Consider the following 14,255-nt stretch of genomic DNA (forward strand, 5'->3'; position numbering starts at 1 on the left):
ACTAAGCATATTTATAATAAGTCTAGAAATAGAAATTTTTGATTAACTATTTCTATATATTTATATTATTTTTTCTTTTTATAAAAAGTATCTTTAAGTGGAAGTTCTGTTCTAAACACTCCATCTAATTTATAATAAGCTCCTTGTACAGCTGGGGCAGTTGGTATACATGTAATTTCTCCAACCCCCTTAGCTCCAAATGACAATTCTGCTGTATTTTTCTCAATTATTATAGGTTCTATTTCTGGTATTTGATTTGCTCTTAAAAGACCTAATGTTCCAAATTTTGATTTTGGTACACTATTTTCTATAATGTAATCTTCAGTTAATCCATAACCAAGTCCCATTACAACTCCGCCTTCAATTTGACCTTCTACACTTCTTGGGTTAATTGCACGTCCAACATCATGAGCTGCAATTACTTTTACAAGTTTTCCTTTGTCATCTATAATTACAACTTGAGTTGCATAACCATAAGCTACGTGGCTTACTGGATTTTCTTTAGGACTACCCATTGGGTCAGTTACACCTAGATATTCACCATAGAACTCTTCACCTTCAAGCTCCTCTAAAGTTTTATCTCTTAATGCATCTCTAAGCTTCATTGCTGCAATTTTTGTAGCTTCACCTGTAAACACTGTTTGTCTTGAAGCAGTTGATGTTCCTGAATCTGGAGTTATTTTAGTATCTGGTGTTTCGTATACTATATCTTCATTTTTTAATTTAAGAACTTCACCAACTATTTGAACAACTACAGTTCCAAGACCTTGACCCATACATGCTGCTGATGTTCTAATATGAATCTTACCATCTACTACAGCAACTCTACATCTACCTGTGTCAGGAAGCCCAACACCTATACCTGCATTTTTAAATGTACAAGCAATTCCTGCTCTATCCCTATTAGCATAATACTCATCTTTAACTGCATCTAGAGTTTCAACTAATCCAGTTCCTTCATCTGCTATTTGGCCATTTGGTAAAACTTGACCAGGTCTTATAGCATTTTTATATCTTATTTCAAATGGATCTATACCTACTAATTCTGCAAGTTTATTTAAGTTACATTCAGTTGCAAATGCTGATTGAGTAACTCCAAAACCTCTAAATGCTCCTCCTGGAGTATTATTTGTATAATAGGCCTTTCCATCTATATCTACATTTTGATAATTATATGGTCCTGCTGCATGAGTACAAGCTCTTTGAAGGACTGGACCTCCAAGTGATGCATACGCACCTGTATCAGCAACTATTACGGCTTTCATTCCTGTTAACATACCATTTTCATCACAAGCAGTTGTAAATTCCATTTCCATTGCATGTCTCTTTGTATCTACTATAATACTTTCTTGTCTTGGTAATACCATTTTAACTGGCTTCTTTGTTAAATATGCAAGAAGTGCTGTATGATGTTGACAGCTCATATCTTCTTTTCCACCAAAACCTCCACCAACATACTTAGAAATTACTCTTAATTTATCTGGACCTAAATCTAATAATGATCCTATTTCTCTTAAATCATCATATATACTTTGAGTTCCTGTATAAACTACTAATCCATCTTCTCCTTCTGGTACTGCAACAGCACATTCTGGTTCTAAAAAAGCATGTTCAGTAAATGGAACTTTATATTTATAAGTAACTACATACTTAGAGTTTTTTATAGCTTCATCAGCATTTCCTCTTACTAAATGCTCATGTGATAAAAGATTTCCTTTTTCATGTATCTTTGGAGCATCTTCTTTTGCTGCTTCTTCTGGTGATGTAACTGGCTTTAATTCTTCATATTCAACTTTTATATGCTTAATAGCTTCTCTTGCTATTTCTTCAGTTTCTGCTGCTACTAAAGCAACTGCATCACCTAAATATCTTGTTTCTTCTCCAACTTCTACAAGTGCTGGAGTATCTTTAAATATATGTCCTAAATATCTTTTTCCTGGAATATCCTTTGCAGTTACAACCTTTACTACACCTTCTACCTTTTCAGCTTCACTAATATCAATTGATTTAACTAAAGCTCTTGGATATTTAGTTCTAAGGGCAACTCCATGAAGCATTCCATCTATTCTAATATCATCAGCATATTCACCTATTCCAAGAGTTTTTTCCATTGCATCAACTCTTTCTAATCTTTCTCCAACTCTTGGTATTCCTTTACAAGGTACTTTTGGTACTTCTTTGTTTTCTCTAAATATTTCAGCAGCCATCATAATAGCTTTTTCTATTTTTACATAACCAGTACATCTACATATATTTCCTATAAGTGCCTTTTTAACTTCTTCAGAAGTAGGATTTAATGTTTTATTAAATAATCCTTTAGCACTCATAACCATTCCTGGTATACAGAAACCACATTGAACAGCTCCTGCTTCTGTAAATGCATAAGCAAATACATCTCTTTCTCTTTCTGTAAATCCTTCTATAGTAGTTATTTCTTTTCCATCAACCTTATCAGTAGTTACTACACAAGCCTTTTTAGCAACTCCGTCAATTAAAATAGTACATGTTCCACATGCACCTTCTGAACATCCATTTTTTACTGATGTTATATTACAATCTTCTCTTAAGTATGTTAATAACTTCTTATTCTGATTTACAACTTTCCTCTCTCCATTAAGTATGAATTCAGCCATAACTTCCACCTCTCATAGTCACACTTGTTTTGTATATACTAACAAAACAAGTTTTCCCATATAATCTTATATCAAATTATTATGTTCCCCTTATATAAACATATTCTTTAAACAGATATTTATATTCTAATAAATATCTAAAAATTTTCTGTTTTATTAAAACTAATAAATTTAATAAATTTATTACTATTAAATAATTATTATTTTTATTATTAATATTAAAAGATAGTAGGGTATTTTTTATTACTTAATTAATTTTTAATATTATACTTAGATTTTTGAACTATAAAATTTTGGGTAATCTATTTTTTATCATGTTTAGCTATTTTGTAAGTGTCATACTAATGTGTACTTAACATTTGAAGGTCTTAACGCGTAATTATGTTATTTCGCAATATAATTTGAATAATATTTTATTATTAAATTTAAGTAATTTAAAATAAAATACCCAAACTACCATCTTTTCAAAAATAATTTATTTGTTTTGTATATCTATTTTTACTTATTTATATAAACTCAATATAAATAAGTATCAATTTAATTTAAAATTATTTATATTGGATGCTTAATGCATGTTTTGGACATCTTGTAACACATAATCCACATCCAAAACACTTATCTTTATCAATTATTAATTTATCTGAAACTTCAATTGCATCATATACACAGCTTGTCTTACATATTCCACATTTAATACATAAGTCTTGATCTACTTCTGGTGCAATTGATGTTGTTCTAAAATGTCTATCAGCTGACTTTTTATGAGCTAATCCAATTATTTCATTTACATCTTTATAACCGTGGCTATCTAAGAACTCATCTAATTCTTTAGCTATTTTTCCATAAACGCTAGGTCCTTTTAATATAGCCTCTGTACAAACTTGAACTGCAGTAGCTCCAGCCATTAACATTTCTGCTGCATCTCTTCCGCAAGTTACTCCACCAACACCAATTATAGGAATATTTATAACTTGTGATGCATCATATATATTTCTTATTGCAACTGGTCTTACTGGTGAACCTGAAAGCCATCCATATCCTTTTTCACTTCCCATAATTGGGTAACCAGTTTCAACATCTATTGCCATACATGGTCCTAATGAATTAATCATTACTAATCCATCTGCTCCTGCTTCTTCTAATGCTTTAGCAATTTTTTGAATATCAGTATGAGGACTCATTTTCATGAATACTGGACAATCTAATGCAGCTTTTGCTGCCTTCATAGCCTCAACAATTGGAGTTACATCTGTTCCTACATAGTGAGTTGAAAGTTCAACTGCATCTGCATAAGGTTTTACAAGAGGAGCAACCTTTTCTATTTGCTCTTTTGTATATCCCATACTAACAATCATTGGAACTCCAGCTTCTTTTGCTCTTTTATATTCTTTTTCAATCCATTGTTCCTTTGGTAATTCTGACCATAATTCTGTATTTAAAAATCCTGAATTTGTTTTTCCCATACAAGGTCTTGGTACTGGAGCTGGATCTACTGATATTGTTTTTGTAACAATTCCACCTGCTCCACCTTCTACTGCTTTAACACAAAGATCTCCATCTTTAGCTCCTGGACCTGCTGCAGTAAATACTGGATTATTAAATTCCATTCCTAATATATTAACCTTTAAACTTGCCATTTTGACTCCCCCTAATTACCATTAGATTTTTTATATTATTTTTCTATAAAATTTTAATTTTATAGATTATCTTAAACTAATAACATTAAAATTTATTAGTTTATTTTTAACACACTTACTATACTCATATTAAAAACAACACTATATAAAACATAAATGTTCACTTTTTCAAAAAGGATTATTATTACTTAAAATATTAAAATTTCATTATTATGCTCTATTCCATAATTCAGCACTTAACTCTCTTGTTTTTTCTAATATTTTATTTTCATCTACATTAACAATTTGACCTCTTCTTACAACAATTTTTCCATTAACTATTGTTGTATCAACTGATTTTCCCATCATTCCAAACAAAATATGTGAGTTATAATTGCTTGCATTCATTGGAGTTAAAGGATTATAATCTACTACTATTACATCAGCATTAGCATCCTTTTTAATTATTCCAAACATTCCCTCAAAATGCTTCTGTGCAATTTTTCTATTATTATCAAATAACATCATTGGAGTTTCTCCCCATGCAACTGAAGGATTTCTAAGATGATGTTTATGAATTATATTACAAACTTTCATTGATTCAAACATGTCTTGTGTATATCCATCAGTTCCAAGACCTACTGTAACTCCTTCTTTTATAAGTTTTATTACAGGAGATACTCCTACTGCATTTCCCATATTTGATTCAGGATTATGAACTACTGAAGTACCTGTTTTTAAAAGTAATTCTCTTTCATCTTCATCAGCATGTATACAGTGAATTGTTAAAGTCTTATCACCAAGTATTCCAAACTTATTAAGTCTTTCAACAACTCTCATATCATACTTTTCTATACAATCCTCTTCATCAGCAATTCCTTCTGCTACATGAATATGATATCCACAATCTAATCCTTCTGCTGCCTTTACACATTTTTCAAGTGACTTATCTGAAAGAGTAAAACTTGCATGTAATCCAAACATTGCTGAATTCATATTATTATTTTCTTCCTTACAATGCTTTATGTAATCTACATTTTCTTTTATTCCTTTTTCTAAGATTTCTTCTCCATCTCTATCAGAAACTTCATAACAAAGAGAAGTTCTTATTCCAAGCTCCTTAGCAACTTTTTCTATTTCAAAAAGACTTCCTTCAACAGCATGTGGGCTAGCATGATGATCAAAAAATGTTGTTACACCATACTTTAAGCTATCCATAAGTGTACTATAAGCACTATATTTTATATCTTCTAATGTTAATGCCTTATCTAATCTCCACCAAAGATTATTAAGTATATCAATAAAGTTTTTAGATACTGGACCTTCTAAATTCATCCCTCTTGCAAAAGCACTATATATATGTCCATGAGTATTTATAAGTCCTGGCATTATAACTTTTCCTTCTGCATTTAAATATTCTATTTCCTTATATTTTTCAAGAATATTTTCAGTATTTCCATAATCAATTATTTTTCCACCATCAATTACTACGGCACCATTATCTATAAATGGGTTTTCATTATTTTGAGTTATTAATCTTCCATTACCTACAACTAACATAAACTCTCCCCCTATTATTTTCTTAATACCATACCAGCCTTTACTCTATTGTACTTATTTTTCTCAACAACTATATTTCCATTGATAATTACATAGTCTATTCCTTCTGGATATTGAGTTGGATTTTCATATGTTCCAACATCTCTTACAGTATCTTTATTAAATATAACCAAATCCGCAAAATATCCTTCTTTTATATATCCCCTAAGTTTTATACCAAAAGCTTCTGCAGCTTTACTAGACATTTTCATAACTCCTTCTTCAAGAGTTATAACTTTAAGTTCCCTTACATATCTACCAAGTATTCTTGGAAATGATCCATATGCTCTTGGATGAGGTTTTCCTGATAATAATCCATCAGTGCAAACATTTTGTTCTGGCAATTTCATAAATTCAATTATTTGTTCTTCTTTACCATAAAAGTCATACATTCCAACAGCATTTTCTTCCTCTAATAAAAGATCAAATGTTGCATTGTAAGGGTCTTTTCCTCTTAAAAGTCCAATTTCAACTAAGTTTTTTCCTATAACATCTTCATTCTTTTTTGTTTTTACAGAAGTTATGTATATTGAATCAAGTGGTATGAATTCAAGAAAGTTTTCCCAACCTTCTATTCCATTTTTCATATCATATATCATTCTTTCGCGCATTTCTTTTGATGCTAGTCTTTTCATAAGCTTATCTGTTCCACCATCATGAGCCCAAGGTGGTAAAATTACTCCAAGCATTGTACTTCCTGTTATATAAGGATATTGGTCAACTGTTACCCTAATCCCCTTTTTTTCTGCTTCTTTAAGAAGACTTATAACTTCATTTATATGTTTCCAATTTTTCTTTCCACAAATCTTAAAATGAGAAAAATGAACTCTTACACCTGATTTTTCACCAATTTCTATTACTTCTTTCATTGATGATATTATTTCATTTGCTTCACTTCTTTGATGAACTACAAATACTCCATCATATTCTGCAACAACTTTACAAAGTTCTATAAGTTCTTTTGTTTTAGAATATGCACATGGCATATATATAAGACCTGTTGAAAGCCCAAATGCCCCTGCATCCATTTCTCTTCTTAGAACTTTACACATATCCTTTATTTCTTTATCTGTAACTTCTGTATTTCCAAGTCCTACAACTTCCATTCTTATATTTCCATGAGGAACTAAATAAGCTTCATTTAAGCCTACTCCATTTTCCTCCATAAGTTTTAAATATCCATCTGTAGTTTCATATTCCCAATTTATATCATCAGATTCACCATCTAAACCAGCTAAATTTTTTCTCCAAGGTGAAATAAATTCTTTTGGTAAAGGTGCCATTGATATACCATCTTGTCCTAAAACCTCGGTAGTTACACCTTGTCTTATTTTTATCTCATTATATGGATTTTCAAGTATCTTAAGATCACTATGTGAATGTGTATCGATAAATCCTGGGGCTACAACTAGCCCCTTAGCATCTATCAATCTATCATAAGATTTATCATCTATATTTTTATTTATTTTTTCTATCTTATTACCATTAACTAAGATATCTCCAATCCATCCTTTTTCTCCACTTCCATCTGCTATAAACCCATTTTTTATTAATATTTTCATGTTAATCACCCTCTATTTGTTATAAACAGATTTTAATATTCCGTAGTATCCTTCAGCTCCCTTAAATAATTGTTCTTCTTCTATATATTCATCTATTGTATGAGCTAAATTTTCCTTTGATGGACCAAAACCAATAGTTTTAATACCTGCTTCTCCAGCATAATGTGATCCATTAGTGCAGAAAGAATATTGAGTGATTTCTGGTTCTATTCCAGCTTCTCTTAAACCTTTAAGAGCTGCTTTTACAAATTCATCATCTTCATCATATAACCATGCTGGGAAAAATCTTTCTCCATGAATTGTTTCTCCTGTATAACATGTTTCTGTACCTATTGCATAAGATACTTTTGCATTAAATTCTTTATCTTCTTTCTTTAGCTCATCTATTATTTTTTGAATTGGTGCTAAAACTTCTTCTTTAGTTTCACCAACTAGAAGTCTTCTATCAAAAGTAGCTTTACAATAATCTGGAACAACTGATGCTCCTGGATAAGGTGATGATTTTATATCTGTTAAAACTAAAATTCCCTTACCTAAAACATCATGCTCTACTGGTTCTATTTCTTGTATTTTTTCAATTATTTTTGACATTTTATAGACAGCATTTATTCCTTTTTCAGGATTTGCTGAGTGAGCTGGCTTTCCAAAAGTTTCAACTACTATTTCAGCTCTACCTCTTTGTCCTATTTTTAAATTAAGTTCTGATGACTCACCTATTACTACATAATCTGGTTTTATAGCTTCGCTTATTTTTCTTGCTGAAACACCTTCAAATATTTCTTCAAAAACTACTCCTGCTACAAATATATCTCCATCAAAATCCTTATTTGTATCTTTCGCAAAGAAAGCTGCTGCCGCCATCATAGCTGACAATTGCCCCTTCATATCTGAAGTTCCTCTGCCATATATCTTTCCATCAACTCTTTCTCCACTAAAAGGTGCATGGGACCATTTTGTATCATCTGGAACTGGTACAGTGTCTATATGACCATCAAAAAGAATTTTTTTACCTTCTCTTTTTCCTTTAATATGTCCAATAACATTTCCATAAGAATCTACAAAACATTCATCATATCCAAGTGTTTCAAATGCATTTTTTATAGCTAATGCAACATTTTCTTCTTCTCCTGAAAGTGATTGATTTCTAATAAGTTCTTGACATAAACTTATTAATTCTTCTTTTCTTTGTTCGTCTAACATAAAGTTCACCTCCATGCTCAAATATATAATCTAAAAATTTAATATTTACCTTCCCAAACTATTTCTCTATATTTATCTGGATCTGTATCTCCTTCTGTGCTAAATAATAATACTTTTGAATTTTCATCAAGCTCTAAAGCTTCTTTTAAATCTTTATAATCTTCATTTGTCATAATTTCATATAAAAGACCTGCTGTTACTGCTCCTGATTCTCCTGATGTTACCTTTGTATCTCCTTTTAATGGATTTCCAAGTATTCTCATACCCTTTGCTGAAACCCAATCAGGACATGATACAAAAGCAGTTGCATGATTCTTTAAAACTTCCCATCCTATTGTATTAACTTCACCACATGCAAGTCCTGCCATTATTGTTTGCATATCTCCACCAACAGCTCTTGCTTTACCATCATTTGCTACTGCTGATTTATAGAAACAATCTGCTAAGTTTGCTTCAACTATAACAGTTTTTGGACAATCCTCTCCAAATTCTGATGCAAAGAATCCTTGAACTCCTCCAGCTAATGAACCAACACCAGCTTGTACAAATATATGAGTTGGTTTTTCAATTCCTTTTTCCTTTAATTGTTCTTCAGCCTCTAAAGCCATTGTTCCATAACCTTGCATTATCCAAGCAGGAATTTTTTCATATCCTTCCCATGCTGTATCTTGAATAACAACTCCATTATGTTCATCTGCATATTTAGCAGCAAGTCTTACAGCATCATCATAATTCATATCAGTTATACTAGCTTCTGCACCTTCTGCTCTAATATTTTCAAGTCTAGTTTTTGATGATCCTTTTGGCATATAAACTACTGATTTTTGTTTTAATCTATTTGCAGTCCAAGCAACTCCTCTTCCATGGTTACCATCTGTAGCAGTTACAAAAGTAATATCTCCTAATTTATCTCTTACTTTATCTGAAGTTATTACTTCATAAGGTAAATTTGCAATATCTTCTCCTAATTTATCAGCAAGAAATTTTCCCATCGCAAATGATCCACCTAGAACCTTGAAAGCGTTTAACCCAAATCTATAAGATTCATCTTTTAAGTAAATTCCTGAAAGTCCTATTTTTTTTGCTAAATGATCTAAGCTAACTAATGGTGTTTCTTTATATTCTGAAAAACTTTTGTGAAAGTTTCTAGCTTTTGATACTTCCTCTTTACTTAAAAATTTTACACATCCTTCTTTATCTGTTTTTGGTAAAGTATTTTCTTTCCATAATATTTTTTCCATAGCATTATCCTCCTAAAGTTATTTTTTTATCCCCCACTATTTTCTAGAGTTTATTCCTTATAACTATACTGATAGCAATTGCTATGCCAAAACCACCTCTATTTTTTATTGTTAATTAAATCTACAATTATTTTGAAAATATTTCTATAAAGTCAATAAAACTAACAGTTTAGTGTAAATATTTAAACTTATATTTTTTTATATAAACCTATTCTTTTTTTATATAAAAATAGGCCTAATTATCATTTTGAGAATTAATTGTCAAAGTGATAATTAGGCCGTAACCCTCTATTTTTCTAAGTTTATATACTTATATATCAAAATAATATTAAATTTTATCAAAATGATAAATATAAAATTTTAAAATTATTCTTTATGACTTTCTATCTTTCTATATAAAGTTGCAATACCTATCCCAAGCATCTTAGCTGCTTTTTTCTTTCCTGCTGTATCTTTACCACATAAATTTAATACCTTTTCAATATATTCCATTTCCATATCCTTTAAAGGTTTTATTTCATTTTTATCAAATTTTATATTTTCTTCTATATTTTTAACTTCAAAATCTACATTATTCTTTTCAAAATCTAATATAGATTTTGGTATCATATCTTTTTTTATTATTCCATCTTCACCTGCAACATTTACCATAAATTCAACTACATTTTGTAACTCTCTTACATTACCAGGCCAATTATATTCCTTTAATATTCTATACACTTCATTTTCTATTGTATGAACATCTTTATTAAATAAATTATTATACTTCTTAATAAGTTTATTTATTATTAAGATAACATCATCATCTCTTTTTCTAAGAGGAGGAACTTCTATAGGTATTACATTCAATCTATAGTACAAATCTTCTCTAAACTCACCTTTTTCAACAAGCTCCTTTAAATTTTTATTAGTTGCAGCAACAACTCTTATATCTAAATCTATAAGCTTATTTGATCCAACTCTTACTAAAGTTCTTTCCTGAAGAACTCTTAATAACTTAACTTGTAAATAAAGTGGCATATCTCCTATTTCATCTAAGAAAATTACTCCTTTATTTGCAAGTTCAAATTTACCTACTCTTCCATTTGAATTTGCTCCTGAAAATGCACCTTTAGCATATCCAAAAAGTTCACTTTCCAAAAGACTTTCTGGAATAGCTCCACAGTTTATAGCAATAAATGGTTTATTTCTTCTATCACCTTCTGCATGTATTGCCCTTGCAACTAACTCTTTTCCTGTTCCACTATCCCCAGTAATAAGTACTGTTGATTTAGATGAAGCTATTTTCTTTATTTTACTTTTTAATTGAACCATTGGATGAGATTCACCAATTATTTCATCACAAGAAATTCTATTTTTACCAAATGTTAAATTAACAGCTTCTTTTTGTGCGCTTTTAAATTCCTTAAATATTAATATCTTTTCGCACTCCTTAAAATTTATGTAATTATATATTATTTTTCCAACTACTGAATATTTTTTTCTATCTATCTTTAAATTAAATAGTTCTCCTCTAGGATAATATTCTCCAGTGTTTTCTATTTTTATTTCTTTATTTAATACATCTATTGTAAGATTTAACATAGTTAAAGCCTTATTGCTTACTAATGTCATCTTATGATCTTTACTTATTGTTATAATTCCATCATCTACTGAATTTATTATTTGTTTTAAAAAATCTAAATTATTTTTATTATCTAGTACTTCTCTTTCTTCCATTATTTTTATTGCTATAAAATCTGCTATTTTCTTTAAAAATTCTAAATTAGTATTTAGATTTTCCATTAATCTAGTTTTTTGTTCTTCTGTTGAGCATATAAGTCCTATAACTCCAAGTTTATCATTTCCATATATTATAGGAACACATATTTCCATACACTCTTTACATTTACCCTTATCTTTGCAATTTTTGCAAAGTATATCTAATCCAGGATTTTCAATAACTTTTGGTTCCCCAGATCTTAATGCTTCTTTATAAACATACCCTGAAAACTCTATGTTTTGACCACTTTGATTCTCATAGATTCCAGTTGCTGCTATTCTATTCATATTATTATCTACAATTTCAACATCTATTTTTAATACATTAGAAAGTAAAACAACATATTCATTTACAACATCTGAAATATCTTTTAATCCTATTTTATTCATATAAAATTTCACCCTTTTAGAAATATTTTAGTTAATTAAATTATTTTTTTGATTTATCCTTCATACATATTAAGTTACCATTGTTTTTTTCAAATAATATTTCTGCAATTATACTAAATGCTATTTCTTCTGGCGTTCCATCTGATATATCAAGCCCTATTGGCATATGAATATTATTTATTATTTTTTCTTCAATTCCCTTTTCTACAAGATATTCTTTCAATCCTGAAACCTTCTTTTTACTACCTACTACCCCTATATATTTATATGGCTTATCTATAACAGCTTTAAGCCATTTACGATCACTAGCATGTCCTCTAGTTGCTAAAACTACAAAAGAATCTTTAAAATCAATGTTTTCAATATAATTCTCATCATCTGTAACTATGAACTCATCAACATTTTTAAATGTTTCGTAGCTTTTATATTCTTCTCTATCTTCTATTATTATTCTTCTAAAGTTCATGCTATCTGTTATTTTTATAATATTTTGTGATATGTGTCCAGCCCCAAATATTATAAGTTTTGGTTTTGGTATAAACACTTTTATGTACCCTGAAATATCTCCACCACAAGTCATTTTAAGATTTCCTTTTTCATTTAATCTGTAATCAAAGCTTGTACCTATTCCTTCTTTTATTGCATTTTTACACTCTTTTATTACTCTTGCTTCAACAGCTCCTCCACCAATTGTTCCTACTATAACTCCATCTTCATTAACACTCATCATTGTCCCTGCTTTCCTTGGTGTTGAACCTCCAGCTTCAGTTATAATTGCAAGAGCAACCTTTCTACAATTATTTAATTCCATAGTTATATTTCTCAAAATTCTCTCTTCCATAATTTAAACCTCCATAATACTTCTTAAATAAAGTATTCCTTCTAAAGCTGCTCCACCTACGCATCTTGCTTTATCTGAAATTAAATCACAATTTTTCTTTTCTTCTATTCTTGGATCTATATCAGCTATTTTAAATCCTTTAGTTACATAAAACCCTTCTCTTATCATTCCTCTTAACAAACCACTCATAGTTGCATATACATATTCACTTCCAACTTTACATATTGGCTCACCCTTTTCAACTACATCACCAATATCTTTTATTATGTGTAATGATCCCTCACAAGGTGAATAAACAACCCTCTCTTTTCCATACCCTTTTATAATTCCAGGAACTCCAGTATTTTTTTCAGCTGGCCCTTTAAATATAAGTCTTCCTAAATTATGTCCTCTATTTGTTTCAACAACTATATCAACATCTTTTCCAGCTTCATAACCTGGTCCTAATGCTATTGTTATTGGAGCCATACTTTTATTAGTTCCTATATTTTTCTTGCATAAAGTTCCATCAACAACTGCAATTGGATTTATTTTTTCTATTAAATCACCACTTGAGTCAACCATAACACATACCTTATTTTCTTTTAATACATTATGCATTTCTTCTATTGACTCAGCCTTTTTAGCAATTATATCCTCAACTGTACATTCGCCATCATATATAGCCTCACTTAGACATACATTTCTTCTTATTGATGAAGGTTTTTGAACTTCAAGTGAAACCACTGAAAATCCTGCCCTCTTAAGTTTTTGAATAGTCCCAGTTGCTATATCTCCAGCACCTCTTACTACTATTATTTCATCTTTCATAACTTTTCCCCCTCATATATAGCTTTTGCCATTTTTAAATCTTCTTTTGTATCAATATCAAAAAACTCTATACTTTTATTAAAATAAACAGGTGTAACTTTTTTAATGTTATTTTTTATTACATTTCTTCCACCTATATCACCTTCAATATTCATTAATTCAAACTTAAATTCCCTTGAAAAAATTACTGGACTTTTATTTTTGCCATTTACTTTTGGAAGTATTATTCCACCCCTCTTTATAAACGTTTTCATAAGTATTTTAATAGTTTCCTTTTTAATAAAAGGCTGATCTCCAGTAAAAAAAATATATCCATCATATTCCTTTTTCAAAGAACTTAAAGCTAATTTTATACTTTCACTTTGTCCATATTTAAACCTTCCATTATATATAGTTTTAACTTGTAAATTCTCTGCTATATCTTTAACTTCTTTATCTTTATAAACTACTATTACATCTTCAAAATCACAACTTTTTGCTAATTCAATAGTCCATCTTATTAAAGGCTTATTATATAAATTTATAAGAAGCTTATTTTCATTCATTCTTCTAGACATCCCAGATGCCATAATTATTGCTACCAACTAAAACACCTCAATATA

The 14,255-nt window shown here is 29.7% G+C and carries 10 protein-coding genes; all 10 read right to left on the reverse strand.

The genetic code is table 11. The annotated features are described in order from the left end of the window. Window positions 1–65: 65 nt before the first annotated feature. Window positions 66–2,633 carry a selenium-dependent xanthine dehydrogenase gene (gene xdh / locus AC4FQ1_RS05435; protein WP_491169157.1) on the reverse strand — a complete coding sequence of 856 codons (2,568 nt, stop codon included), beginning with the start codon at window positions 2,631–2,633 and terminating at the stop codon, window positions 66–68. A 548-nt stretch (window positions 2,634–3,181) separates the two neighbouring features. After that, complete coding sequence (locus AC4FQ1_RS05440; RefSeq protein WP_303127888.1) at window positions 3,182–4,270, reverse strand: 4Fe-4S binding protein; 1,089 nt, start codon at window positions 4,268–4,270, stop codon at window positions 3,182–3,184. A 210-nt stretch (window positions 4,271–4,480) separates the two neighbouring features. Next, window positions 4,481–5,809: a putative aminohydrolase SsnA gene (gene ssnA / locus AC4FQ1_RS05445; RefSeq protein ID WP_303127891.1), complete on the reverse strand. Its 1,329-nt coding sequence runs from the start codon at window positions 5,807–5,809 to the stop codon at window positions 4,481–4,483. Window positions 5,810–5,823: 14 nt separating this feature from the next. Then, complete coding sequence (locus tag AC4FQ1_RS05450) at window positions 5,824–7,410, reverse strand: N-acyl-D-amino-acid deacylase family protein (RefSeq protein ID WP_491148598.1); 1,587 nt, start codon at window positions 7,408–7,410, stop codon at window positions 5,824–5,826. A gap of 12 nt (window positions 7,411–7,422) precedes the next feature. Beyond that, window positions 7,423–8,610 carry a YgeY family selenium metabolism-linked hydrolase gene (locus tag AC4FQ1_RS05455; RefSeq protein WP_491169158.1) on the reverse strand — a complete coding sequence of 396 codons (1,188 nt, stop codon included), beginning with the start codon at window positions 8,608–8,610 and terminating at the stop codon, window positions 7,423–7,425. Between the two features lie 38 nt (window positions 8,611–8,648). Continuing rightward, entirely contained in the window at window positions 8,649–9,851 is a 1,203-nt protein-coding gene (gene dpaL, locus AC4FQ1_RS05460; RefSeq protein ID WP_303127898.1) for a diaminopropionate ammonia-lyase, read from the reverse strand. 366 nt (window positions 9,852–10,217) lie between these two features. Beyond that, the gene (locus tag AC4FQ1_RS05465; protein ID WP_303127901.1) at window positions 10,218–12,002 is read right to left on the reverse strand and encodes a sigma 54-interacting transcriptional regulator; all 1,785 of its coding nucleotides are present in this window, start codon (window positions 12,000–12,002) and stop codon (window positions 10,218–10,220) included. Between the two features lie 40 nt (window positions 12,003–12,042). Continuing rightward, entirely contained in the window at window positions 12,043–12,843 is an 801-nt protein-coding gene (locus AC4FQ1_RS05470) for an XdhC family protein (protein WP_491148603.1), read from the reverse strand. 3 nt (window positions 12,844–12,846) lie between these two features. Further along, window positions 12,847–13,653, reverse strand: coding sequence for a selenium-dependent molybdenum cofactor biosynthesis protein YqeB (gene yqeB, locus AC4FQ1_RS05475; RefSeq protein WP_303127906.1), 807 nt, complete (start codon window positions 13,651–13,653; stop codon window positions 12,847–12,849). Further along, window positions 13,650–14,237, reverse strand: a complete 588-nt coding sequence (locus AC4FQ1_RS05480; protein ID WP_491169159.1) for a nucleotidyltransferase family protein — start codon at window positions 14,235–14,237, stop codon at window positions 13,650–13,652. The genes yqeB and AC4FQ1_RS05480 overlap by 4 nt, the downstream gene beginning before the upstream one ends. Window positions 14,238–14,255: the final 18 nt, after the last annotated feature.

This window comes from Clostridium sp. TJA020, assembly GCF_058310295.1.

What these genes read in the sequence shown, in the direction of transcription:
- AC4FQ1_RS05440 (WP_303127888.1), bottom strand. Translation starts at nt 4,270, where the DNA reads ATGGCAAGTTTAAAGGTTAATATATTAGGAATGGAATTTAATAATCCA.
- AC4FQ1_RS05470 (WP_491148603.1), bottom strand. Translation starts at nt 12,843, where the DNA reads ATGGAAGAGAGAATTTTGAGAAATATAACTATGGAATTAAATAATTGT.
- yqeB (WP_303127906.1), bottom strand. Translation starts at nt 13,653, where the DNA reads ATGAAAGATGAAATAATAGTAGTAAGAGGTGCTGGAGATATAGCAACT.
- xdh (WP_491169157.1), bottom strand. Translation starts at nt 2,633, where the DNA reads ATGGCTGAATTCATACTTAATGGAGAGAGGAAAGTTGTAAATCAGAAT.
- ssnA (WP_303127891.1), bottom strand. Translation starts at nt 5,809, where the DNA reads ATGTTAGTTGTAGGTAATGGAAGATTAATAACTCAAAATAATGAAAAC.
- dpaL (WP_303127898.1), bottom strand. Translation starts at nt 9,851, where the DNA reads ATGGAAAAAATATTATGGAAAGAAAATACTTTACCAAAAACAGATAAA.
- AC4FQ1_RS05450 (WP_491148598.1), bottom strand. Translation starts at nt 7,410, where the DNA reads ATGAAAATATTAATAAAAAATGGGTTTATAGCAGATGGAAGTGGAGAA.
- AC4FQ1_RS05465 (WP_303127901.1), bottom strand. Translation starts at nt 12,002, where the DNA reads ATGAATAAAATAGGATTAAAAGATATTTCAGATGTTGTAAATGAATAT.
- AC4FQ1_RS05455 (WP_491169158.1), bottom strand. Translation starts at nt 8,610, where the DNA reads ATGTTAGACGAACAAAGAAAAGAAGAATTAATAAGTTTATGTCAAGAA.